Consider the following 21,551-nt stretch of genomic DNA (forward strand, 5'->3'; position numbering starts at 1 on the left):
CCCCGCCGCGGGGTCGTCGAGCGCAGCTGGAGCTGGAGCGCCCGCTGCAAGCGCCTGGCCCACGATTACGAACGCCGGGCTGTGAGTCTGCAGCAGCTCCACTACCTGGCCTTTGTCAGCCTGATGCTCGCCAAGGCTTCGGCGCTACAGCTCTTTACAAGTCCCTAACAGGCGCTAGAGCCTGAGGACAATCATCTTTGGTCAGCACTAGTTTAAGCGGATGCGTCGACATGAAATAACTGACCGTCAGTGGGCCGTGGTCGCGCCGCTTTTATCAGGCAAGGCGACGGACTGCGGTGTCACAGACCAGGATAACCGCCTGTTTTTCAATGCCGTCGTGTGGCTTATGCGCACCGGTGTGCCGTGGGCTGACTTGCCGACCCGCTTCGGCAAATCGAATTCGGTGTGTCGACGATTTCGTCGACTGGCCCAACAAGGCGTGTGGGAAGGCTTATTTGAGGCGCTACAAGCCCCGGAACTGGACTGGGTCATGCTGGATTCGACCATTTTACGGGCCCATCAGCATGCCGCTGGCCAAAAAAAAGGACCCCGCTGACCGAGTGCCTGGGCCGTAGCCGCGGCGGCATGGGCACCAAAATCCACGCCTGTACTGACGCGCTGAGCAACGCCGTGCGCCTGATTGCCACCGGTGGCCAAGCCGGCGACTGCCCGCAGGCCCTGCCCTTGCTCGCGGGCCTGCACCCAGGCAAAGTGCTGGCCGATACAGCCTATGATAGCGACGAAAACCGCACCTACTATGCCCAAAACGGCATTGAGGCCGTCATTCCCAGTCACCCAGGGCGGGTCGAACCCGTCGAGATGGACGCAGAAACCTACCGCAACAAAATCGAACGCTTTTTTGGCCGCCTGAAGCAGTATCGGCGCCTAGCTACGCGCTACGAAAAAACGGTCATCTCTTTCTTGGCCCTCTGGCATATCGCCGCGGCCCTCGATTGGCTCCGCTGATTGTCCTCAAGCTCTAGTGCAGGTACTCGTGTTGGCATCATTTATTCGGGGCGATAGCCAAGAGCTTAGGATGTATCGGCTACGTCATTATGCATAGAGTTGATTTTTATCATTTAGTATCTATGCATACCTTTAAGTCGTGGATGGTAGGTTTTGCAAACAATGCGCCAGACATATTGCGATACGCCAGTCTAACCTATAAACATTGGGGATTGCTGGATTTATGATGGCTTCAGCCATAGCACTGGTTCCATTGCTACTAGGGACATGGGACAAACTACGGAAAGGGTCAGCATTTAGCTCTGAAGACTATGCTACGCTAATGCTGAGTTTGGCTTTAATACCTATTGCCTTTACGCTTTTTAATACTCAATGCACGAACGGTACTGGCACCCTGCTCTACTATTCCTTGCAAACCCAAGTTGCGGAGGGTTCTATAAGCCGAACCGGTCGAGGGTTTGCACGAAGACAAACAGACCGATCTTGAGCGCGAAGCCGGCGGCGGAGGTGGCGTGAATCTTCTTGGGGAAACGCACGGTGAGTTGGCTGAAGCAGGTTTCGATGCCGTGGCGGAAGTGCTCGATCAGGAAGGCACGGGCCGGCTCGTGCGGCCGTTTGCTATTGGCGCGCCGCGCGGTGTGCTGCTGGCAGCCGGTGGCTTGTTCGAACACGTCTTCGTGGGCGTAGTCGGTGTAGGCCGCATCGGCATAAAGCACACTGCCGTCAGGCAGGTCCGGGTCCAGTTAGCGCAAGCCCGTCATATCCGCCTCGCCGCCGGGATGGAGATGGTAGGCCACCGGCCGCCCGTCCACGGTAGCCACGACCTGCACTTTTACCCCGTAGAACCAGCAGCGCTTGCTGGCGCAGCGCCCGTGATAGGCCTTGCCTGTCAATAGCTTGCAGCGCGGAATGCGGGTGTTGTGGCACACGGGTACAGGAAACGAGTCGATGACGTAGCGGGCCTCGGTGTGCAGGGCTTTGAGCAGCTGGCCGAAGGTGGCGAATAGCTCGTCCAACACGTCTTTGAGCTGGTACACCTGGCGTGAAAAACCATTTTTGTGCAACTCGCGCTGCCCCCAGTGGGCCTGCAGGTAACGCCGCGCCTGCGCCAAGTTGCCCCCGAAGTAGCGGGCCCCCACCAACGCCGTGGTCACTCCTCCGGCGTCGAACAGGTGCTGGCGCGGGTCCGGCTGCGGCGCCCACGCCGGCCGGCAAGCCGTGAGCAAATCGTCCATAAAGCAGTACATTGCCACGGTCTGTTTCGTCATGAGCAAGCGTATGGAGTGAAGCGTCAGATACTTCAAACCTACTCTGTTTCGTGCGGAACAGACTTCTTTTTAGGTCTGTCCAATCGATCCGCAACTTGGATTTGCTAGCTACGGTTTTCTGAGGCGCAGATATTTTATATATTTAAGCGCGAGGTTATTTGCGCTAATACTAGTAGTTGGTCTTGTTGATCTGTATCGCCTAACCCGACGTACGTTTACCCAATAGACAGGATACTCATATTCAAGTCGTACCTATAGATACCTGACCCTGAGATTACAGCAATGCCAAGTGTACCGAGAATACAAGCTTTAAGCGTTGGGGCTGTTAAGCGAGCGAGCAGAAATATTCATTCTAATTTAACAAAGTAAGGTATATACTATTTTCATCGATCACAGACAGCGCGTATGACTCTTAAGCATTAGCGACTCCTTGGATTATGTGTATTACTCTGCATGCAACGGCATGTGGGCCACAGTGAGAAAGGAACTAGTCATTTTGCATAGCAGGTAGCGAATCTTTGGGCCTTCTTGAGTTATCAGAAAAAGCGTTCGACTTTGTTGCGTCGGCATAGAGGTTTTCATCATGGGACCGCGCTAATCCAAGCGATTTTCCTAGAATGATATTACAAATTCGGATTTATATTGTATGATAATTTTCCTAATGCTGTTAGTATTGTAAACGTTGTCAGCGACGAGGATATCCAGCGCTGATAGAAGGGCGGCCAGAAAGTCTTGTAACCATGAGTTGTCAGGCCTGTTGGATTGGGCTAAGGCTCAGATACAGATAATTGCTCAGTGCATTTCTACGCTTCCCATTCGATAAGACGATAGTTAGTAGAGATTAGATGGCATTTGTTTTCGAGTAGGGGCATAAAATTCAAGGCTCAGTGCGGTCATGCATGTTTTATCTTATGCAACGTGGATGCTTAAATACAATGGTATTCTCCCTAGGGTGTAGGCAGCGTCCAGAGCCAGCAAGCATAGCGGCCAACAGCGCGGTGCGGCGCCTTAGGAAAGGTTAAGCGAACCTGAGCAGAATCAGCCGAATTAGCAGTGAGTATGTATCCAGGGCCTTGCAGGGTGGCTATAGTAGCACGAGGCACCACACGCACAGCCTTGGGGTATGCTTGCACATAGAAACGCAGCGATGCATTGTATCCATGAAAGCCACCTACTGCCGTAGATGGCCGTAATGCTCGGTAGAAACCTGGCCTAGCCACTACGTATAGGGGTGTTGGCGGGTGCGCCTCTTTGCGTAACTCTCGAATAGCGTAACCTGGCCACTCGTCAACAAACGGGTCTCGCCAATTACCACGCAATTCATGTCGAATTGTGAGCAGAGGTGGAAGAATGATAAATGCAGTGAGTAGCACCCGCAGACTCATTTGTATTGCCCCCTTAGGTGCTCGCCTCAGTAGGTAAGTGGCCAAGCGGGGGGCCCCCAGCCCCACTAATATTGCGAGCCACGGATAAGATGGAATGGCATACCACTCAATCCTGGTTTTTGCGGAGGTTAGCACAAGTAGCAATCCTAGGGCCCAACTCAATGCAAACCACGACACGCGCCGTGCCCGGGCATTGGGATGGCGCAAAGCAAAGGGAATTGCCAAAGGCAGCACATAAACCCATGGCAGCAGTTTGCTGTGAACCATGCGTTCAATGTAGTAGTACCAAGGAGAATAATGGGCCTCTAATGTGGTACCGTAGCGCCCACCCAATTCGTTGAGGTTAACTGCAGGCCAATAGCCAGGTGCTAGCCATTCGCGAAGGGCATACCATCCCACCGTTACCGCACTCCAAATCAGTAGGGTAAGCCACAAACCTGGCTTAAGCAGTAACTGACGACCATGGCGTTGCGTCAGACAATAAAGAGCTGCACCAGGTAGAGGGAGCAACACGGCTACGCCCTTAGTAAGAGTGCCCATGATAAGCCCAACGGCTATTCCTATCCACCAGCGGCTATGACCGGTTTCGAGTATAAGTATCAACGATAAGCCTAATAGTAACTGCGCCAAGGTGAGGAGCGCATCATAGTCGCCAGAATGGCCGTGGTGCTCTCCCAAAAATCCTAGCGCACTTATCAGAACAGAGCCGGCCAATAATCCTCCGACTGGACGTCGCAGGAACCTGGCCATAAATAAGTAGACTAAACCAATGGATGCTAGTGCCGCTAAGGCAGCGGGTAAGCGCACCGCCCATTCACTAGGACCTATTAAGCGAATAAGCCCGGCTTGCAGCCATATCATGAGCGGCGGCTTCGTGTTCCATAGGTCAGGCTTGTATCCGAAAGTTGTCACAAGCCAGTCCCCAGTTTTTGACATCTCTAAAGCACTTACAGCCAATCGTGCTTCATCCCATTGCCGCAAGGTGAGACCACCTAAGTCAGTAAGTAACCCAATTGGGGCAATAATACCTAACAGCACGCCGCCAATGCGGCCCAATCGTCGAATTTCAGGTGGAGTTAGGATCATCAAATAGATCAGGGGCACTTACTTGCTTAAGGACTGTCCTCAGTTCAAGGATACACCTAGGCAAGATCTCGCTCAGGAAAAGTGGCGTCAAAAGACCACGCAATGAATAATGAGAATGCAAAGATGGTCTACCGCTATGGTGTATGATACGCTTTAAGTATAAAATCAAGGGGAATTAAGCTTAATTTACACGGTTGAACGTGAAGCATTCTTTTTGCATATTTTGATAGAACATCTGTAATTGACAGCTTCTGCACCATAAATGGCTTCTGACGAACTGAACCTGATTGACTTTGATACAATAACTACATCATGCAAATAGAAAGAAGAGCTAACAGCCTCACCTAGAAAATATTTCTGGTTGTCATTGTGATTGCCGGGCCTTTTTTCTATCTTTGCACTCCCTTAGCGAAAACGGCACTCGGCCGTTTTCTTTTTGTGTTCATAAATCACCAAATAGAATGCCTGGCATCATCGGTAAGAAAATCGGTATGACAAGCCTCTTCACTCCGGATGGGAAAAACATTCCCTGCACGCTCATCGAAGCGGGCCCGTGCGTAGTGACGCAGGTTAAGACTATCGCGAATGACGGTTACATCGCCATTCAAATTGGGTACGGCGAGAAAAAAGAGAAGAACACCACCAAGGCTTTGGTTGGTCACTTCAAAAAAGCTGGCACTACCCCTAAGAAAAAACTGGTTGAATTCCGCCTCGATGCCGAATCCACCTATGCCGCTGGCGCAACCATCGACGCTACTCTATTTGAAGAGGGAGAGTTTGTGGACGTAGTTGGCACTTCCAAAGGCAAGGGCTTTCAGGGTGTCGTAAAGCGTTACAACTTCCAGGGCGTTGGTGGCCAGACTCACGGTCAGCACAACCGCCTGCGTCACCCCGGCTCTATCGGTGCTTGCTCCTGGCCTTCACGCGTGTTCAAAGGAATGCGCATGGGTGGCCGTATGGGTAATGACCGCGTGAAAGTACAAAACCTGAAGGTGATGCGCGTAGTGGGTGATAAGAACCTGATTCTGGTGAGCGGCTCGATTCCCGGTGCTAAGAATTCTTACGTGGTAATCGAGAAATAGACTTTACGATGGAACTCTCTGTTTATAGCCTTAAAGGCGAAGACACCGGCCGCAAGGTGACCCTGTCTGACGCCATCTTCGGCCTCGAGCCGAACGAGCATGTGATGTACCTGGACGTAAAGCAGTACTTGGCTAACCAGCGCCAAGGCACGCACAAGTCCAAGCAGCGCAACGAGGTGCACGGCACCACGAAGAAGCTCAAGAAACAAAAAGGTACGGGCGGTGCCCGTGCCGGCAGCATGAAATCAGGTGTGTTCGTAGGTGGTGGCCGCATGTTCGGTCCGCAGCCCCGCGACTACGGTTTCAAGCTGAACAAGAAGACCAAGCGCGTAGCTCGCCTCTCGGCCCTGTCGAGCTTGGCCAAAGACGGCAAAATTTCCCTCGTGGAAACCATTTCGCTGGCTGCTCCCCGCACCAAAGACTTCGTTGCCATCCTCGACGGCCTCAAGCTGAACAATGGCAAAAAGACCATGCTTGTTACTGGTGAGGTAAACAAGAACGTTATTCTCAGCGCCCGCAACCTGCAGAAAGTGAAAGTGTCGACTCCCATTGGTCTCAACACGCACGACCTGCTTAACACGGATACGTTACTAATTTCGGAAGACGGCTTGGCTTCATTGGTTCAACTCTATAGCACCGCTGAATAAATGAGCACCCTGAAACGTCCTATCGTGACCGAAAAGGCCACCGGCCTCAATGAAAAAGGTCGCTACACTTTTGAAGTGGAGCGTACGGCTAACAAAGTGCAAATCAAGAAGGACATCGAAACGCTGTACGGCGTAACCGTGACCGACATCAACACGATTCGCACCATTGGCAAAGTAAAGTCAAAAGGCACCAAGACCGGTCAGGTAACCGGCCGTCGCGCCCACGGCAAGAAAGCCATTGTTACTGTGAAAGAAGGCGATGTAATCGACTTCTACGGCAACCTCTAGGCCGCCTGCTTCGCCTCAAATTTTTCGCCGCAAAAGCACAAATAGCTAGTAATGGCACTTAAAAAACTCAGACCAACCAGCCCAGGGCAACGTTTCCGCGTTGCACCGGCGTTCGACGAGATTACTACGTCGACCCCGGAGAAGTCACTGATGACTTCCCTCCCTAAATCGGGTGGCCGGAACTCTTCCGGTAAAATGTCCAACCGCTATATTGGTGGTGGTCATAAGACCCAATACCGTATCGTGGACTTCAAACGCGACAAAGCCGGTGTTCCGGCTACCGTGAAGACCATTGAGTACGATCCTAACCGTACCGCCCGCATCGCTCTGCTCAACTATGCAGATGGTGAGAAGCGCTACATCATCGCGCCCGCCGGTATGACGGTTGGGACGACCGTAGTATCGGGTCCCGGTGTAGCTCCCGAGGTGGGCAATACCTTGCCGTTGCGTGAGATTCCCCTCGGTACTATCGTTCACAATATCGAATTGCACCCCGGCACGGGCGCTGCTATGGCCCGCTCGGCCGGCACGTACGCGCAACTGGTGGCTCGCGAGGAGAAATACGCCACGCTCAAGTTGCCCTCCGGCGAGATGCGTATGGTCCTCGTTACTTGCATGGCTACGGTCGGCACGGTATCGAATGGTGACCATATGAACGTCCGCATGGGTAAAGCTGGTCGTAATCGTTGGGCTGGTCGTCGTCCCCGCGTTCGTGGTGTAGCCATGAACCCCGTTGATCACCCCATGGGTGGTGGCGAAGGCAAATCGTCGGGTGGTCACCCACGGAGCCGCAAAGGTCTGCTGTCGAAAGGCTACAAGACCCGTGATAAAAATAAGTATTCGGAGAACCTGATTGTGAGCCGCAAAGGCAAGAAGTAACATATGGCACGTTCACTCAAAAAAGGGCCGTACATTGACTTCCGGCTGGAAAAGAAAGTCACGGCACTCGAAACGGCTGGTAAGAAATCGGTGGTGAAGACTTGGTCGCGCCGCTCGATGATTTCCCCGGATTTCGTTGGCCATACATTCGCTGTTCACAACGGCAATAAGTTCATCCCGGTGTATGTGACCGAGAATATGGTAGGGCACAAGTTGGGCGAATTCGCTCCAACGCGCAACTTCCGTGGTCACATCGCCAAAAAAGATAAAGGCAAGCGCTAAGATGGAAGCAGTAGCAAAACTCCGTAATGTGCCGACCTCGCCTCGCAAGATGCGTTTGGTGGCCGACCTCGTGCGCGGCAAGAAAGTGACTCAGGCCCTCGGCCTGCTGCGCTTCGAAGCCAACATTGGCGCCGAGAAGATTGAGAAACTGCTCCTTTCGGCCTTGGCCAACTGGCAGCAGCACAACGAAGACGAGCGGATTGAGGACGCAAATCTCTACATCAGCGAAATCTTTGTGGATGAAGGCCGTCAGCTGAAGCGTCTGCGCCCCGCCCCCCAAGGCCGTGGCCACCGCATCCGCAAGCGTAGCAACCACGTGACGCTGAAAATCGATACGAAAGTAGAGAAGCTCGGCAGCAAGGCCGCCAAAGCAGCCGCCACCACCGAAAATCCTAAGGCCGACGCCAACTCCTAATTTAATATGGGACAGAAAGTAAATCCAACCGGCTTCCGCCTGGGAGTTATCAAAGGCTGGGACTCCAACTGGTACGGCGGCAAGGACTTCGCCGAGAAACTGGTGGAGGACGAGAAAATTCGCAAATACATCAATGCGCGTATTCAGAAGGGTGGCATCAGCCGCATTGTAATTGAGCGCACTCTAAAACGCATCACCATCACCATCAACACGGCTCGTCCGGGGGTGGTAATCGGTAAAGGCGGTCAGGAAGTAGACAAGATTAAGGACGAACTGAAGCAAATCACCAGCAAAGACGTTCAAATCAACATCTTCGAAATCAAGCGTCCGGAGTTGGATGCTAAGCTGGTTGGCGAAAGCATCGCCCAGCAGCTGGCCGCTCGTATCTCTTTCCGTCGCGCCATGAAAATGTCGATTCAGGCTGCTATGCGTGTTGGTGCCGAAGGCATCAAGATTCAGTGCGGTGGCCGTCTCGGCGGTGCTGAAATTGCCCGTTCGGAGCAGTACAAGGAAGGTCGGACACCGCTGCACACGTTGCGCGCTGACATCGACTACGCTCTGTCGGAAGCTCAGACCGTGTATGGCAAAATCGGCATCAAGGTGTGGGTGATGCGCGGTGAGGTGTTCGGCAAGCCCGACCTCTCGCCGAACCAGCAGCTCACCAACCCCGGTGGCGGCGAAGGTGGCGGTGGTCGTCGTGACGACCGTGGCCCCCGCGGCGAGCGTCGGGACGGTGACCGTGGCCCGCGTCGCGATGGCGACCGTGGTGGTCGTGGTGGCAACGACCGTGGCGGCAACGCCGGCGGTGGTGCACCCCGCGGCGACAACGCCGGTCCTCGTCGCAATGGCCCCGCTCAAGGTGGTGGAGCCGGTGCTGCCCGCGGCCCGCGTCGCTAAATTATTGTTCGGCGTAGAGATGCGACACTTCGCGTCTCTATGCTAGAATGATTTTTTCCGCTTTAGCCCAATGGCGCGGAACCGGAGACGCGAAGTATCGCGTCTCTACATCCCAAAGAATTCTTTTTAAAATTTTAATAAAATGTTACAACCGAAAAGGACCAAGTATCGCAAGATGCAAAAGGGTCGCGTAACAGGCTTAGCCTACCGCGGCAGCTCCATAGACTTCGGTTCGTTCGCTATCAAGTCGCTAGAAGTGTCTTGGATTACGGCTCGCCAGATTGAGGCTGCTCGTATCGCCATGACCCGCGCTATGAAACGCGAAGGGCAAGTATGGATTCGCATTTTCCCCGACAAACCCATTACCAAGAAGCCTGCTGAGGTGCGAATGGGTAAGGGCAAAGGCTCGCCTGAATATTGGGTAGCCTGCGTAAAACCCGGTCAAATCATGTTTGAGTCGGACGGTGTTTCGCTGGAAGTAGCTAAAGAATCGCTGCGTCTGGCGGCTCAGAAGCTGCCCGTAAAAACTTCATTCGTGGTTCGCCGCGACTATACGGACGCTGCTTAAGTCATGAAGAATAAGACCGACCTCAAAGGCCTTTCCGCTGAAGCGCTGAAAGAGCAAATCAAAACCGAGCAGGCTCAGGGCCAGCAGTTGCGTTTCGCCCATGCGATTTCGCCCCTGGAAAACCCCGCCCGCCTCAAGGCTAGCCGTAAGAACGTCGCCCGCTTGCTCACCGAGCAGACTCGTCGGAACAACGAGCAGGCCTCTAATCCCGCTTAATTCCGATGGCAACCGACGTAACAACCCAAGACCAAACCGCTGCTGAGGCCTCGCGTAACCTGCGCAAGGAAATCACCGGCACGGTGACGAGCAACAAGATGGATAAGTCCATCACCGTAGCTGTAGTGCAGAAGCAAAAGCACCCCATGTACGGTAAGTTCGTGACCAAAACCACGAAATTCCACGCCCACGACGAGAAAAACGAGTGTGGAGAAGGCGACACGGTGCGCATCATGAGCACCCGCCCGCTGAGCAAGACCAAGCGGTGGCGCTTGGTGGAAATTATTGAACGCGCTAAATAATCCAGACAAATGATACAGCAAGAATCCCGCCTGACGGTTGCCGACAATAGCGGCGCCAAGGAAGTCCTCTGCATCCGGGTTCTGGGTGGCACGGGCAAGAAATACGCCAGCGTTGGCGATAAGATTGTGGTAGCTATTAAGTCGGCTATCCCTTCGGGCAACGCTAAAAAAGGCACCGTGAGCAAGGCCGTAGTGGTGCGCACGAAGAAGGAAGTACGCCGCAAAGACGGTTCGTACATCCGCTTCGACGACAACGCGGCCGTGTTGCTCAACAACAACGACGAGCCTCGCGGAACGCGCATCTTCGGCCCAGTGGCCCGTGAGCTGCGTGAGCGTCAGTTCATGAAAATCGTATCGCTGGCCCCCGAAGTACTCTAAGTTATGGCTATCAAAAAAGCAGACCCCGTGCAACTGCACGTGAAGTCGGGCGATACCGTAAAGGTGATTGCCGGCGACGAAAAGGGCAAAACCGGCATTATTAAGTCGGTGAATCGGGTGACCCAGCGCGTAATCGTGGAAGGGCTGAACCTGGCAACGAAACACAACAAGCCGAGCGCCAAATCGCCCCAGGGCGGCATCACCAAGATTGAGGCGCCTATCCACGTGAGCAACGTGCAGGCTATTAACCCCACCACCGGTGAGCGGGTGCGCAAAGGCGCCGCAGCCGCCGCAGCTCCGGCTGCTGCTCCTGCCAAAGCCAAGCGTGCCTCTGCCAAAACGGCTTAAGCAGCCCCCTTCATCATGGCCCGTCTCAAAGACATTTATCAGAAAGACGTCGTACCCGCGCTCCAGGAGAAATTCCAGTTCAAGAGCATCATGCAGGTACCGCGCATCACCAAAATCTGCATTAATCGCGGTATTGGGGCTGCTGTTGCCGACAAAAAGTTGGTGGACAACGGCGTGGAAGAGCTGACGACCATCACCGGTCAGAAAGCCGTTCCGACCATCGCCAAGCGTTCGGTGTCGAACTTTAAGCTTCGCGAGGGCATGCCCATCGGGGCGAAAGTGACCCTGCGCGGCGAGCGCATGTACGAGTTCATGGACCGTCTGCTGACGGTAGCCCTGCCCCGCGTACGTGACTTCAAAGGCATCAACGACAAAGGTTTCGATGGTCGTGGCAACTACACGCTCGGCGTGAAGGAGCAAATCATCTTCCCCGAAATCTCGATTGACAAAATCAAAAGCATTTCGGGCATGGACATCACGTTCGTGACCACGGCCGAAAACGACGAGCAGAGCTACGAGCTGCTCAAGGCTTTCGGGATGCCTTTCGCTAACGCTAAGAAATAACCCCGACCACTCATGGCTAAAGAATCCATCAAAGCACGGGAGCGCAAGCGCATTGCCACCGTGGCCCGCTACGCTGAGAAGCGTAAGGCGCTGAAAGCTGCCGGCGACTACGAAGGTCTCGACAAGCTGCCCAAAAACGCTTCGCCCGTGCGCCTGCACAACCGCGACATGATTGACGGCCGCCCCCGCGGCTATATGCGCAAGTTTGGCATCAGCCGCGTGCGTTTCCGCGAAATGGCTCTCGCTGGGAAGATTCCCGGTGTGACCAAGTCGAGCTGGTAAGCTTCAATTTTCGTAATAAAGTTTTAATTCCCAAGTTGAGGTTTCTGACCTTAACTTGGGAATTTTGCTTTTATGCTATACCTGTCGAGATGAAAAATATCAATTCAATCTACTGCATTACCACCGCATTGTTGATTGGCTGCGAACATAAGAACCCTGCGAATATTAGGCAACGAATCAAGGGCGAGTGGCGGCGAGATAAAGCCCCCAATGATTCGACAATCATAATTGGCGAATACAGCAAGATGCCACAACCAGACTTTGTGGTTTGGAATCATTATACCACTTACTACTCTGAATTCAACAAAACGAGAGATACCCTCGAAATGCGTCAAGGATGCATGCACTATCGGATGCCCATTTCATATTACCCGCAAGGGGATAGTCTTATGATAGGGTTATTCGGAAAGATGAGCAGAGTAATTGGCAGCAGATACAATTCTCCGGTAAATAAGAATTGAGGATAGATAGGTAGCTATTGTAGTTACTTAATGAATACCGGAGTTACAGAGCACTAGCGAAAACCGCAGGTGCCCGTAACCCGGGTTACAGACACCTGTAGAAACTGAAAGGGCTCTGAAACCCTCGTGATGGGCACCTGGGGAAATCTGCTGGTGCCTGTCACCTATCGGAGGGCGGTTTAGGCGGCGGTGGGGGCTGCATCGTCGGCTTCCGACTGCCGGCGGGAGGGGGGCAGCACCGAGAAATCGAAGTAATCGGCTACGCGCTCTGGCGTTTTGTAGTAGAAAGCCAGCAAGGCGGCGTACACGCCGAATAGCTCTGTCAGAATATCCGTTTCGTCGGTATCGAGGGCCGTGCCGGCGGTTTTGACTTGCTTTTTGCGCTGGTCCTGTTCCTGTCGGGCGATGGTGTATTGGTCGGCCAGGCTGGAGGCTTCTTTGAGCAAGCCGGCGCCCTGGGGTATGGCATTTATGTTATCCGTCAGCGTTTGGACGAAGGCAGCGAAGGCAGTGCCGAGCGTTTGGCGTGAAGCCTGCGAAAACTGCGAGCGTCCTTCCGGGAAGAATTTCTTGAATAGCTCGGGGGCTGTTTCCTCCAGCGCGGCGAAATGGAGCTTGTAGGTCCGCTTCATGAACTGCTTCACGAGGCTAAATGCCGTCTCGGCCAGCATCGTTTGGGAGCCCTGGCCCGCTTTGGCCCCGGCCGTTGCCGTGAGCTTGGTGTCGAAGCTGTCGTAGAAGGGCTGGAGGAGGGCGATTTTTTCCTGCCACTGGTCACCGTCCTGCTTCAGGGCTTGCAGCGTGTAGCCGGTGATGGATTTCAAATCCTGCCGCGACACTACGAGGTATAACAGCCAGTTGCGGAATTTGCGGCTGAAGAGCTTGTTTTTGACTTTGGCCATGCTGAATTGGGGAGGTAACCACGGGCAACGTCGCCCGCTGGCGCTCCAATAGTAGGCAAGAAAAGCTGAGCCTGGGCGGTGGGGGTGTTGGCTGCCAGCGAAGCGTCCCAGCCACAACTTCGGGCATGAGGTCAGGGAATTGCCGTCGTGCTTTGTCGGGGCTATTGTGGCCCATGAGCCAACACCGTACAATTTGCTTCAATAGCCGAGCGTTGGTTGCCTTAAAGCCATTCCTTCAACGCTCTCGCTCAATCCCCATGTCTTTATTCAGCGCCAGGCGCAAAGGCTCCAAACCGGCGCCTGCCAAACCCAAAACGAAAAGCCGGGAGTGGACCGATTCTCTGATTTTCGCCATCGTAGCGGTCACGCTGCTGCGGTGGTCGGCGGTGGAAGCCTACGTTATTCCGTCGGAAAGCATGGAGCAGTCTCTCATGGTGGGCGATTATCTGTTCGTGAGCAAGCTGCATTATGGCCCTATCACGCCCCAAACGCCGTTGCAGGTGCCCCTCACGCACCAAACCATTTGGGGCACGGGCCTGAAAAGCTACTCCGACCTGATTCAGCTGCCTACTTACCGCTTTCCCGGCTTCAGCTCGGTGAAGCGCAACGACATAGTCGTTTTCCATGTGCCGCACGAGCAGCAGCTACCGGCCGACCTCCGTACCCACCTCATTAAGCGGTGCATTGCCGTGGCTGGCGACACCCTGGAACTACGCTCGGGCCGGGTGTTTCTGAATGGTCAGCCCGGTCCGGTGGCCGGCCAGCCCCAGACCACCTACTTCATGGCCGTCGATGCCCCCAACGACGATATCCGACGGACTTTGCACGAGCACGGCGTGGTGGACTACGCGGAGCCCGACGGCATCCCCCGCGCCGTCGGTGACCCTGCCACTGGTCAGGTGGGCTTCGTCATCAGCTGCCCGGCCAAGGTCGCCGACTACTTCCGCCAGCAGCCCTACGTGAAAGCCCTGACCGTGACCGCGCCAGGGGTAGAGCTCTTCCCCGATGTGGCCGATTTCCATGGTTCAGCTGCCACGAGTGCGGCCCCGAACCATTGGCAACTCGATAGCTACGGCCCATTGCCCGTGCCGAAGAAGGGGCAAACCATCACGCTGACGCCTGACAACGCTGCGATTTATTACAAAATCATCGGGCAGTATGAGCACAACCAGGGCATCAGCTGGCAGAACGGCATGATTCAGCAAAATGGCCAGCCGCTCACCCACTACACCATCAAGCAGAACTATTACTTTATGATGGGCGACAACCGCCACAACTCCGAGGACTCGCGCTTCTGGGGCTTTGTGCCCGAAGACCACCTCGTGGGCAAGGCCGTGTTCGTGTGGCTTTCTCTCGACCCTTACGCCGACTTCTTACACAAAGTCCGGTGGAGCCGGTTGTTCCACCCCATCAGCTAAGCATTAGATTTGACGGGTTATTACCTGCCGGTTGATTGGGCAAAAAGTAAAGGGGGTTGCTTCGATAATCGAAGCAACCCCCTTTACTTTTTGCCGAAGCCATAGCTGCCAGCTTCCACCCGTTTCCTCAAATACTCACACACGACCTTGGGGTATGATTAGCGTGGAAAATAAGAAGGTCCTTCGTCGTGATTTGCGGACGGAGTAGCACCAGCATAGCGTACCTACTTTTGACCCTGTATTATCCTCACCCTTGCATTATATGAATTACGCTGAAGTCCGCGAATATATTACTCAGCAGGCATTGAACTCGGCTCCGGTATCGTTGGAAACGGCTTGCCAGGCGTTTGGTCCATTAATAAGTCAAGTGGTGAATGAGGACTGGCAACTGGTCTTGTTTCAGGTGGCAATTATGCCGTACACCGTCCAACTAGAGGGGGCATATATAACTGCTGCCGATGGCACCGCGCACCGGCTGGTGCAGCCTTGGCGCTTCCTCCCCAGCAATTGGGATGAGAGTGTGCGCCGCCTGCACCTCCTCTCTCTACAGGACGGCGCTCAACCCTGGAACTGCCTCGACCTAACCTTCGGACCGATACCCGCTGCATCGTTGCAAACGATAGCGCAATATTGGGATACCGAGCAGGAAACGCATAATCAGTCTCTGATTCAGGGAGTAGAAAAGCCCGAGGCCCCGCCGTTAGTTGCGGCCCCGCGCCCAGTTGCAAATCAGCCACTTCAACTATATGATACCATTGCAAAATACCTACTCAGTGTGCTGCCCCCATCAGCCGACTGCGTGCAGGTTACGGTTGAGCAAGAACTACTAATGCCGAGCTGGTTGACGAAGCTGAAGCACCTGCTTTACGCAACCGAGGGGCAAGCGACAACCCCGCTTACTCTAGCGCCAGCCCCTGCACTCCTACACGCCCTGCTCCGAATTCAGCAGCTAAGTACCCAAGGGCGGTTGCCTGACTGGAGCACCGCTTCGCTGTCGGTATTTCGGGACGGGCGCTGCCACTTTACGTTTTTTGCCAGCTCCCGCAATCAACCTCTCGGCAATTGGCAGCACACGGGAGTTATGCACAATGGGCAGTACAGCGCCTCCATTCCCATCGAAACCCCACTGGTTGCTCCGCCGCTGGAAGAAGTATACCATGAAATCGCCCAAGCCCTTCGTGCCCTGCAAACCGATAAAGATTCTACCCTCTTGCTCACGCTGGAACTAGGCAAAGGGCCCCGACATCCGCCCGAAATACAGTTTATCAATTACGGTAACGAACGCGACTATAGTCTGTCGGATGATGATTTGCCACAGGAACTAGTAGCGCTACTACAGTTATTCTTAGAAACCAGTCAGCGCGATGGTTCCTCCTGGCGCTTGCTCTACGTGCTCCTGCGAACCGATACTACCGTCGAAACTGGGTTGTTGCCCGCTGCCGCCCTCCTGCGTCCAGAGTCGGCTGCCGATATGCTGCCCGCCTACGCCGAAGTATTGACTGGGCTGCTGCCTCAGACCCAAGCCGGCTGGGCAACCGTCGAGGTATCGTCAGGCTACGGCGACGGTGTACCGGCTTACGATGCCATTTGCCATTACGCCGACGGCCGGGTGAAGTTGCTGGAAGTGTGTCACAGCGCTCGTACTATGATAGCACTAGACTACATCTACTGTTACGGCTGGCAAGCCGCCGACTGCAACTGGAATAACGTGCAGTTTCGGTTCAAGCCCAACGGCAAGTACCAAGCTAAATTTTTTCTGCCCGATTACCGTCAACCTAATGGCTGGGCTAAAAAAGCGAAGCACACATCCAAAGGTCAACTGCCTTTGAAACCAAGTTTTTAACGCGAAACCGACCATTATAATTGCCTTGAAAACTATGAACTCCTACGGCTAGTCAGTAACGGCTATGGGGTGGGACACTTTCCAAATTAACAAGTAAGTCAGGCTTACACAGCGTGAAGAGCTCTTCGTTGGAGTGGTTTGCAGAAAATGAAGGGAATACGTTTGCATAAGTCTCATGCTTGCCCTACATTTGCACTCCCAAATCCTGGGGAAGGCCCCAAACCATTTGGCAGGTTGCCAAAAGAAACCATTGGCTGTACCATCGCCGGGCAAGCCAAGTAGTCTTAACCTAAATTTCGTTGGTCCCGTTGGGCACCCGGCGAAATTTTCTTATCTTTGCGCTCCGAAAAAAGCGGACGCATTTAATACTCAATGAATACTGACCCCATTGCCGACTACCTGACCCGGGTGCGCAACGCCATCAAGGCGAACCATCGGGTGGTAGAAATACCGGCCAGCAACATCAAAAAGGAAATCACGAAGGTGCTCTACCACAAGGGCTACATTCAGTCGTATCGTTTTGATGATTCGTCGGTTCAGGGCACTATCAAAATTGCTCTGAAATACAACCCGACTACCAAGGCTCCCGCCATCACCAAACTGCAGCGCGTTTCGACGCCCGGTTTGCGTCAGTACGTGGCAGCCGACAACCTGCCGCGGGTACTCAGCGGCTTGGGCGTTGCCATCATCTCAACCTCGAAAGGCGTGATGACGGAGAAAGAGGCCAAAACCGAGAACGTGGGCGGCGAGGTGCTGTGCTACGTGTACTAATCCGGAACCGCTTTAGCTAACTCATAATATGTCACGTATTGGTAAACTGCCGATTACCGTCCCCACAGGGGTCGCTATTTCGGTCGACAAAGACAACGCGGTGACGGTGAAAGGCCCGAAGGGCACGCTAACCACGCAAGTGGACCGCGACATCGCCGTTGCCATCGAAGACGGTACTCTCACCGTAACTCGCCCCACCGAGCAGAAGCGCCACAAGGCCATGCACGGTTTGTACCGTTCACTCATCAACAACATGGTTGAAGGTGTCAGCAACGGTTTCACCAAGCAATTGGAACTGGTAGGTGTAGGGTACAAAGCCTCCCTTGCCGGCACCACGCTGGAACTTGCTCTCGGCTATTCGCACAACGTGTTCATCGCCCTGCCAAAAGAAGTAACGGCCACAGCTGTTACTGAAAAAGGTAAAAACCCAATTGTTACGCTGACCAGCATCGATAATCAACTGCTGGGCCAAGTGGCCGCTAAAATTCGTTCCTTGCGTAAAGTCGAGCCCTACAAAGGCAAAGGTGTACGCTTCGTGGGCGAAATTATCCGTCGCAAAGCTGGTAAAACGGCCTCTAAATAAATTCGCATCATGGCATTTGATAAAGCAACTCGCCGCAAGCGGATTCAGCGCATCATCCGCACGAAAGTGTCTGGCACCTCGGAGCGTCCGCGCCTGTCGGTGTTCCGCAGCAACACGGGCATCTACGCTCAGATTATCGACGACACAGCCGGTCGCACACTGGCTGCTGCTTCCTCGAAAAAAGTAACCGCCGAAGGTGGCAACGGTGTGGCTCTGGCTGCTGCCGTAGGCCGGCAGATTGCCGCCGTCGCTCAGGAGAAAGGCATCACGAAAGTGGTGTTCGACCGCTCGGGTTACCTTTACCACGGTCGCGTAAAATCATTGGCTGAAGGAGCCCGCGAAGGCGGCCTCAATTTCTAAACTATCATGGCGCAAGAACGCGACAACAATCGGGCTGGCGGAGACCGTCAGCGCAGCAACGACCGCGACCGGAACAAGGACAACTCCCGCATGGGTGCTGATTCCGATTTTAAAGAAAAGGTAGTAGCCATCAATCGCGTAGCGAAGGTGGTGAAAGGTGGTCGTCGCTTCAGCTTCTCTGCTATTGTGGTAGTAGGCGATGGCAACGGCAACGTCGGCTACGGCCTCGGCAAAGCCAACGAAGTAACCGACGCCATTGCCAAAGGCATTGACGACGCCAAGAAGAACGTGGTAAAAGTGCCTATGTACAAGCACACCGTTCCTCACCTCATGGAAGGCCGCTACGGCGGTGGTTTCGTGCTCATCCAACCGGCAGCAGCCGGTACGGGTGTAATCGCCGGCGGTGCTATGCGCGCCGTATTCGAGAGCGCCGGTATCAAGGATGTATTGGCGAAGTCGAAAGGCTCGTCGAACCCTCATAACGTGGTAAAGGCTACCTTTGCAGCACTCGCTAAAATGCGCGACCCGTTGCAAATCGCCCAAGCCCGTGGTATTTCTCTTGCCCGCGTTTTTAACGGTTAATTGACCATGGCACAAATTCAAGTAAAGCTCGTGCGCAGCGCCATTGACCGCCCCGAGCGGCAGAAGCGCACCGTTCAGTCCCTTGGCCTGAATAAACTCAATAGCACCGCGCAGCACGAAGTGAACCCGTCCATTCTGGGCATGGTTAAAAGCGTGCAGCACCTGTTGCAAGTAACCGAACTGTAAGACTATAACTCGTCATGCTCAATCTCAGCAATCTATCGCCCGCCGTTGGCTCGACTAAGAACGAGAAGCGGATTGGCCGGGGCGAAGGCTCCACGCGTGGTGGCACGTCGACCCGTGGTCACAAAGGCGCCAAGTCGCGTTCAGGCTACAAGCGCAAGTCTGGCTTCGAAGGTGGTCAGATGCCCCTCCAGCGTCGTGTGCCTAAGTTCGGTTTTACCAACATCAACCGTGTAGAGTACAAAGCTATCAATCTTGATGTGCTCGCTACCCTGCTCGAGAAGAGCAGCGCTACCACCATGGATGCTGCCTACTTCATTGCTAACGGTCTGGTGTCCAAGAACGCAAAAATCAAAATCCTCGGCCGTGGCGAAGTAACCACAGCTCTGGAGGTTCACGCTCACGCATTCTCGAAGTCGGCTGTTGAAGCCATCGAGAAGGCTGGCGGGAAAGCCGTAACGCTCTAAAGCATACCTTTCGGCAATGAATAAGTTTATCACGTCGATAAAGAACATTTTTGCGATTGAGGATTTGCGTACGCGAATCCTCAATACGCTTTTCTTCATTGCTATCTATCGCCTCGGTTCCTATGTGGTGCTGCCCGGCGTGGACTCAACCCGCCTGAAAACCGGCGCCCAAGGGTTGTTTGGCATTCTGGATACGCTGCTTGGCGGTGCATTCAGCCACGCGTCAATTTTCGCGTTGGGTATCATGCCTTACATCTCCGCCAGCATCGTGTTGCAGTTGCTCACGATTGCAGTTCCTTACTTCCAAAAGCTTCAGAAGGAAGGCGAATCAGGCCGTAAAAAAATCAATCAGTACACACGCGTTCTCACAATTCCGATCGTGTTGGCGCAGTCGGTTGGTTTTATTGCTACCATTAATGCGGAAGCTATTATCAATCCGGGGACCTTTTTCACCGTTTCGACCATGATTATCATCACGGCTGGCACGTTGTTCTGCATGTGGCTGGGTGAGAAAATCACGGATAAAGGCATCGGTAATGGTATCTCCATGATTATCATGATTGGTATCGTGTCGCGTCTTCCTGGCGCTATCATTGGCGAGGCCATAGCTAAGGGTATTAACAAATCGCTCATTTTCCTGCTGGAAATGGTGGTGTTATTCCTCGTTGTGATGGCTGTTATCGTTCTGACCCAGGCAGTTCGTCGTATCGCGGTGCAATATGCTAAGCAAGTAGGTGGCACCACGCAGCTTGATGCACAACGCCAATTTATTCCCCTCAAAGTGAATGCGGCTGGAGTAATGCCCATCATCTTCGCACAATCACTCATGTTTGTGCCAGCCATTGTGGCTTCGGTATGGCAAAACCAGAGTGATGTTGCTACCTATATCGGGGTGAAGTTCTCAGATTACACTTCTTGGCAGTATAATCTCACTTTTGGTCTGCTGATCATCATCTTCACGTATTTCTACACAGCAATTAGCGTTAATCCTAATCAGATTGCGGACGACTTGAAGCGAAGCGGTGGCTTTGTGCCCGGTGTGAAGCCTGGTCGCGATACTTCAGAATTCATTGATGAAATCCTGACGCGTATCACCTTACCCGGCGCTATTGCACTCGCTCTGATTGCTATTTTCCCGGCTATTGCCTTGTTGCTCGGCGTAACCCGTCCATTCTCAGCCTTCTATGGCGGCACCTCGCTTATCATCATGGTGGGCGTAGTGCTCGATACGGTGAACCAAGTACAGAGCTACTTGCTGATGCAGCACTATGACGGCATGATGAAATCGGGTAAGCTGCGCGGTCGCACGGCTCAACCCATTTCGATAGCTTCTTAAGGCAATGGCCAGCGGCAGCATTCAGTATAAAACTGAAGAAGAGATAGACCTCATCCGTGCCAGCGCCCAAGTGCTGGCCAAGGCCCACGGCGAAGTCGCGGGCATGGTGAAGGAAGGAGTGACGACGCGGCAGCTTGATAAGCGCGCGGAGGAATTCATCCGGGACCACGGCGGAGTACCTTCCTTCAAAGGCTACAATAAGTTTCCCTTTAGCCTGTGCCTCTCGCCGAATTCGGTGGTGGTGCACGGGTTTGCTACCGACGAGCCGTTGAAAAGTGGCGATATCCTGACGGTAGATTGCGGAGTTTTTCTGAATGGTTTTCATTCAGACAGTGCTTACACTTACCCAATCGGGGAGGTGGCGCCGGAAGTACTCACGTTGCTGTGGGAAACCAAAGCTTCGCTGTACAAAGGCATCGAACAAGCTGTGAGTGGCAACCGCGTGGGCGACATCAGCTATGCCATCCAGAACCATGTGGCCCCGCTGGGCTACGGGGTGGTGCGCGAGCTGGTCGGCCACGGAGTTGGCGCGAAGCTACACGAGAAACCCGAAGTGCCGAACTATGGCAAGCGGGGTTCCGGGCCGCTCTTGCAAACGGGGTTGGTGTTGGCCATTGAGCCAATGGTGAATCTAGGCAAAAAGGACGTGGTGCAAGAGGCGGATGGCTGGACCATTCGCACCAAGGACCGCAAACCCTCGGCGCACTTTGAGCACACCGTGGTTGTTAGAAAAGAAAAAGCGGAGATTCTCACCTCCTTTGAGTACATAGAAAAAGCATTGCAGCAGTAGCC

The 21,551-nt window shown here is 54.0% G+C and carries 26 protein-coding genes and 2 pseudogenes; 25 read left to right on the forward strand and 3 right to left on the reverse strand.

All coding sequences use genetic code 11. From position 1 onward, the window contains the following. Window positions 1-247: 247 nt before the first annotated feature. Window positions 248-966: pseudogene (locus WX88_RS31545) on the forward strand (IS5 family transposase); the annotation flags it as partial. A 434-nt stretch (window positions 967-1,400) separates the two neighbouring features. On the opposite strand, the pseudogene WX88_RS32310 reads toward WX88_RS31545, so the two are convergent. Beyond that, window positions 1,401-2,234: pseudogene (locus WX88_RS32310) on the reverse strand (IS982 family transposase). A 947-nt stretch (window positions 2,235-3,181) separates the two neighbouring features. After that, complete coding sequence (locus WX88_RS32175; RefSeq protein ID WP_082116231.1) at window positions 3,182-4,705, reverse strand: ArnT family glycosyltransferase; 1,524 nt, start codon at window positions 4,703-4,705, stop codon at window positions 3,182-3,184. A gap of 461 nt (window positions 4,706-5,166) precedes the next feature. On the opposite strand from WX88_RS32175, the gene rplC reads away from it, so the two are divergent. From rplC to rpsN, 14 genes are all read left to right on the forward strand, one after another. Continuing rightward, on the forward strand, window positions 5,167-5,787 hold the full coding sequence (gene rplC / locus WX88_RS21915; RefSeq protein ID WP_046246573.1) for a 50S ribosomal protein L3: 621 nt from the start codon (window positions 5,167-5,169) through the stop codon (window positions 5,785-5,787). A gap of 8 nt (window positions 5,788-5,795) precedes the next feature. Beyond that, window positions 5,796-6,434 carry a 50S ribosomal protein L4 gene (gene rplD, locus WX88_RS21920; protein WP_046246574.1) on the forward strand — a complete coding sequence of 213 codons (639 nt, stop codon included), beginning with the start codon at window positions 5,796-5,798 and terminating at the stop codon, window positions 6,432-6,434. After that, on the forward strand, window positions 6,435-6,722 hold the full coding sequence (gene rplW / locus WX88_RS21925; RefSeq protein WP_046246575.1) for a 50S ribosomal protein L23: 288 nt from the start codon (window positions 6,435-6,437) through the stop codon (window positions 6,720-6,722). Window positions 6,723-6,773: 51 nt separating this feature from the next. Further along, on the forward strand, window positions 6,774-7,601 hold the full coding sequence (gene rplB, locus WX88_RS21930; RefSeq protein WP_046246576.1) for a 50S ribosomal protein L2: 828 nt from the start codon (window positions 6,774-6,776) through the stop codon (window positions 7,599-7,601). A gap of 3 nt (window positions 7,602-7,604) precedes the next feature. Continuing rightward, window positions 7,605-7,883, forward strand: a complete 279-nt coding sequence (rpsS, locus tag WX88_RS21935; RefSeq protein ID WP_046246577.1) for a 30S ribosomal protein S19 — start codon at window positions 7,605-7,607, stop codon at window positions 7,881-7,883. A gap of 1 nt (window position 7,884) precedes the next feature. Continuing rightward, window positions 7,885-8,298 carry a 50S ribosomal protein L22 gene (gene rplV, locus WX88_RS21940; protein ID WP_046246578.1) on the forward strand — a complete coding sequence of 138 codons (414 nt, stop codon included), beginning with the start codon at window positions 7,885-7,887 and terminating at the stop codon, window positions 8,296-8,298. 6 nt (window positions 8,299-8,304) lie between these two features. Next, a complete protein-coding gene (rpsC, locus tag WX88_RS21945; RefSeq protein ID WP_046246579.1) occupies window positions 8,305-9,195 on the forward strand; it encodes a 30S ribosomal protein S3 in 891 nt (296 codons plus the stop codon). A 142-nt stretch (window positions 9,196-9,337) separates the two neighbouring features. Beyond that, window positions 9,338-9,763, forward strand: coding sequence for a 50S ribosomal protein L16 (rplP, locus tag WX88_RS21950; RefSeq protein WP_046246580.1), 426 nt, complete (start codon window positions 9,338-9,340; stop codon window positions 9,761-9,763). A gap of 3 nt (window positions 9,764-9,766) precedes the next feature. Further along, the gene (rpmC, locus tag WX88_RS21955) at window positions 9,767-9,979 is read left to right on the forward strand and encodes a 50S ribosomal protein L29 (RefSeq protein ID WP_046246581.1); all 213 of its coding nucleotides are present in this window, start codon (window positions 9,767-9,769) and stop codon (window positions 9,977-9,979) included. A gap of 5 nt (window positions 9,980-9,984) precedes the next feature. After that, the gene (rpsQ, locus tag WX88_RS21960) at window positions 9,985-10,281 is read left to right on the forward strand and encodes a 30S ribosomal protein S17 (RefSeq protein WP_046246582.1); all 297 of its coding nucleotides are present in this window, start codon (window positions 9,985-9,987) and stop codon (window positions 10,279-10,281) included. A 9-nt stretch (window positions 10,282-10,290) separates the two neighbouring features. Then, on the forward strand, window positions 10,291-10,659 hold the full coding sequence (gene rplN / locus WX88_RS21965) for a 50S ribosomal protein L14 (RefSeq protein WP_046246583.1): 369 nt from the start codon (window positions 10,291-10,293) through the stop codon (window positions 10,657-10,659). 3 nt (window positions 10,660-10,662) lie between these two features. Next, window positions 10,663-11,007, forward strand: a complete 345-nt coding sequence (rplX, locus tag WX88_RS21970) for a 50S ribosomal protein L24 (protein WP_082116232.1) — start codon at window positions 10,663-10,665, stop codon at window positions 11,005-11,007. A 15-nt stretch (window positions 11,008-11,022) separates the two neighbouring features. Then, a complete protein-coding gene (gene rplE / locus WX88_RS21975; protein ID WP_046246584.1) occupies window positions 11,023-11,571 on the forward strand; it encodes a 50S ribosomal protein L5 in 549 nt (182 codons plus the stop codon). Window positions 11,572-11,583: 12 nt separating this feature from the next. Then, window positions 11,584-11,853, forward strand: coding sequence for a 30S ribosomal protein S14 (gene rpsN, locus WX88_RS21980; protein ID WP_035567891.1), 270 nt, complete (start codon window positions 11,584-11,586; stop codon window positions 11,851-11,853). Between the two features lie 640 nt (window positions 11,854-12,493). Here the strand turns inward: rpsN and WX88_RS21990 are convergent. Beyond that, the gene (locus tag WX88_RS21990; RefSeq protein ID WP_046246586.1) at window positions 12,494-13,216 is read right to left on the reverse strand and encodes a hypothetical protein; all 723 of its coding nucleotides are present in this window, start codon (window positions 13,214-13,216) and stop codon (window positions 12,494-12,496) included. Between the two features lie 257 nt (window positions 13,217-13,473). Here WX88_RS21990 and lepB point away from each other — a divergent pair, with 257 nt between their 5' ends. The 10 genes from lepB (at window position 13,474) to map (ending at window position 21,549) form a co-directional block, all read left to right on the forward strand. Continuing rightward, window positions 13,474-14,634, forward strand: a complete 1,161-nt coding sequence (gene lepB / locus WX88_RS21995) for a signal peptidase I (RefSeq protein ID WP_046246587.1) — start codon at window positions 13,474-13,476, stop codon at window positions 14,632-14,634. 262 nt (window positions 14,635-14,896) lie between these two features. Beyond that, the gene (locus tag WX88_RS22000; protein ID WP_046246588.1) at window positions 14,897-16,477 is read left to right on the forward strand and encodes a hypothetical protein; all 1,581 of its coding nucleotides are present in this window, start codon (window positions 14,897-14,899) and stop codon (window positions 16,475-16,477) included. Window positions 16,478-16,849: 372 nt separating this feature from the next. Next, entirely contained in the window at window positions 16,850-17,248 is a 399-nt protein-coding gene (rpsH, locus tag WX88_RS22005; protein ID WP_046246589.1) for a 30S ribosomal protein S8, read from the forward strand. A 28-nt stretch (window positions 17,249-17,276) separates the two neighbouring features. Continuing rightward, entirely contained in the window at window positions 17,277-17,831 is a 555-nt protein-coding gene (gene rplF, locus WX88_RS22010) for a 50S ribosomal protein L6 (protein WP_046246590.1), read from the forward strand. A gap of 9 nt (window positions 17,832-17,840) precedes the next feature. Further along, window positions 17,841-18,191 (forward strand): 50S ribosomal protein L18, encoded by a 351-nt coding sequence (rplR, locus tag WX88_RS22015; RefSeq protein ID WP_046246591.1) that lies wholly within the window; start codon window positions 17,841-17,843, stop codon window positions 18,189-18,191. Between the two features lie 90 nt (window positions 18,192-18,281). Next, window positions 18,282-18,773, forward strand: coding sequence for a 30S ribosomal protein S5 (gene rpsE / locus WX88_RS22020; protein WP_035567955.1), 492 nt, complete (start codon window positions 18,282-18,284; stop codon window positions 18,771-18,773). Between the two features lie 6 nt (window positions 18,774-18,779). Continuing rightward, window positions 18,780-18,959, forward strand: coding sequence for a 50S ribosomal protein L30 (gene rpmD / locus WX88_RS22025; RefSeq protein ID WP_046246622.1), 180 nt, complete (start codon window positions 18,780-18,782; stop codon window positions 18,957-18,959). Between the two features lie 14 nt (window positions 18,960-18,973). Next, entirely contained in the window at window positions 18,974-19,423 is a 450-nt protein-coding gene (gene rplO, locus WX88_RS22030; RefSeq protein WP_046246592.1) for a 50S ribosomal protein L15, read from the forward strand. A 16-nt stretch (window positions 19,424-19,439) separates the two neighbouring features. After that, entirely contained in the window at window positions 19,440-20,759 is a 1,320-nt protein-coding gene (gene secY, locus WX88_RS22035; protein WP_046246593.1) for a preprotein translocase subunit SecY, read from the forward strand. A gap of 4 nt (window positions 20,760-20,763) precedes the next feature. Further along, entirely contained in the window at window positions 20,764-21,549 is a 786-nt protein-coding gene (gene map / locus WX88_RS22040; RefSeq protein WP_046246594.1) for a type I methionyl aminopeptidase, read from the forward strand. Window positions 21,550-21,551 lie beyond the last annotated feature (2 nt).

The organism is Hymenobacter terrenus (genome assembly GCF_000972495.1).
Taxonomy (GTDB): Bacteria; Bacteroidota; Bacteroidia; order Cytophagales; family Hymenobacteraceae; genus Hymenobacter; species Hymenobacter terrenus.

Bases quoted from the DNA above. Each gene is read 5' to 3' on its own strand.
- rplO (WP_046246592.1), top strand. From the start codon at position 18,974: ATGCTCAATCTCAGCAATCTATCGCCCGCCGTTGGCTCGACTAAGAAC.
- rplW (WP_046246575.1), top strand. From the start codon at position 6,435: ATGAGCACCCTGAAACGTCCTATCGTGACCGAAAAGGCCACCGGCCTC.
- rplV (WP_046246578.1), top strand. From the start codon at position 7,885: ATGGAAGCAGTAGCAAAACTCCGTAATGTGCCGACCTCGCCTCGCAAG.
- rplE (WP_046246584.1), top strand. From the start codon at position 11,023: ATGGCCCGTCTCAAAGACATTTATCAGAAAGACGTCGTACCCGCGCTC.
- map (WP_046246594.1), top strand. From the start codon at position 20,764: ATGGCCAGCGGCAGCATTCAGTATAAAACTGAAGAAGAGATAGACCTC.
- rpsQ (WP_046246582.1), top strand. From the start codon at position 9,985: ATGGCAACCGACGTAACAACCCAAGACCAAACCGCTGCTGAGGCCTCG.
- rpsS (WP_046246577.1), top strand. From the start codon at position 7,605: ATGGCACGTTCACTCAAAAAAGGGCCGTACATTGACTTCCGGCTGGAA.
- rplX (WP_082116232.1), top strand. From the start codon at position 10,663: ATGGCTATCAAAAAAGCAGACCCCGTGCAACTGCACGTGAAGTCGGGC.
- rpsH (WP_046246589.1), top strand. From the start codon at position 16,850: ATGAATACTGACCCCATTGCCGACTACCTGACCCGGGTGCGCAACGCC.
- rplD (WP_046246574.1), top strand. From the start codon at position 5,796: ATGGAACTCTCTGTTTATAGCCTTAAAGGCGAAGACACCGGCCGCAAG.
- rplP (WP_046246580.1), top strand. From the start codon at position 9,338: ATGTTACAACCGAAAAGGACCAAGTATCGCAAGATGCAAAAGGGTCGC.
- rpmD (WP_046246622.1), top strand. From the start codon at position 18,780: ATGGCACAAATTCAAGTAAAGCTCGTGCGCAGCGCCATTGACCGCCCC.
- rplR (WP_046246591.1), top strand. From the start codon at position 17,841: ATGGCATTTGATAAAGCAACTCGCCGCAAGCGGATTCAGCGCATCATC.
- secY (WP_046246593.1), top strand. From the start codon at position 19,440: ATGAATAAGTTTATCACGTCGATAAAGAACATTTTTGCGATTGAGGAT.
- rpsE (WP_035567955.1), top strand. From the start codon at position 18,282: ATGGGTGCTGATTCCGATTTTAAAGAAAAGGTAGTAGCCATCAATCGC.
- WX88_RS21990 (WP_046246586.1), bottom strand. From the start codon at position 13,216: ATGGCCAAAGTCAAAAACAAGCTCTTCAGCCGCAAATTCCGCAACTGG.
- rplF (WP_046246590.1), top strand. From the start codon at position 17,277: ATGTCACGTATTGGTAAACTGCCGATTACCGTCCCCACAGGGGTCGCT.
- rpmC (WP_046246581.1), top strand. From the start codon at position 9,767: ATGAAGAATAAGACCGACCTCAAAGGCCTTTCCGCTGAAGCGCTGAAA.
- rplB (WP_046246576.1), top strand. From the start codon at position 6,774: ATGGCACTTAAAAAACTCAGACCAACCAGCCCAGGGCAACGTTTCCGC.
- WX88_RS22000 (WP_046246588.1), top strand. From the start codon at position 14,897: ATGAATTACGCTGAAGTCCGCGAATATATTACTCAGCAGGCATTGAAC.
- lepB (WP_046246587.1), top strand. From the start codon at position 13,474: ATGTCTTTATTCAGCGCCAGGCGCAAAGGCTCCAAACCGGCGCCTGCC.
- rpsC (WP_046246579.1), top strand. From the start codon at position 8,305: ATGGGACAGAAAGTAAATCCAACCGGCTTCCGCCTGGGAGTTATCAAA.
- rplN (WP_046246583.1), top strand. From the start codon at position 10,291: ATGATACAGCAAGAATCCCGCCTGACGGTTGCCGACAATAGCGGCGCC.
- WX88_RS32175 (WP_082116231.1), bottom strand. From the start codon at position 4,705: ATGATCCTAACTCCACCTGAAATTCGACGATTGGGCCGCATTGGCGGC.
- rpsN (WP_035567891.1), top strand. From the start codon at position 11,584: ATGGCTAAAGAATCCATCAAAGCACGGGAGCGCAAGCGCATTGCCACC.
- rplC (WP_046246573.1), top strand. From the start codon at position 5,167: ATGCCTGGCATCATCGGTAAGAAAATCGGTATGACAAGCCTCTTCACT.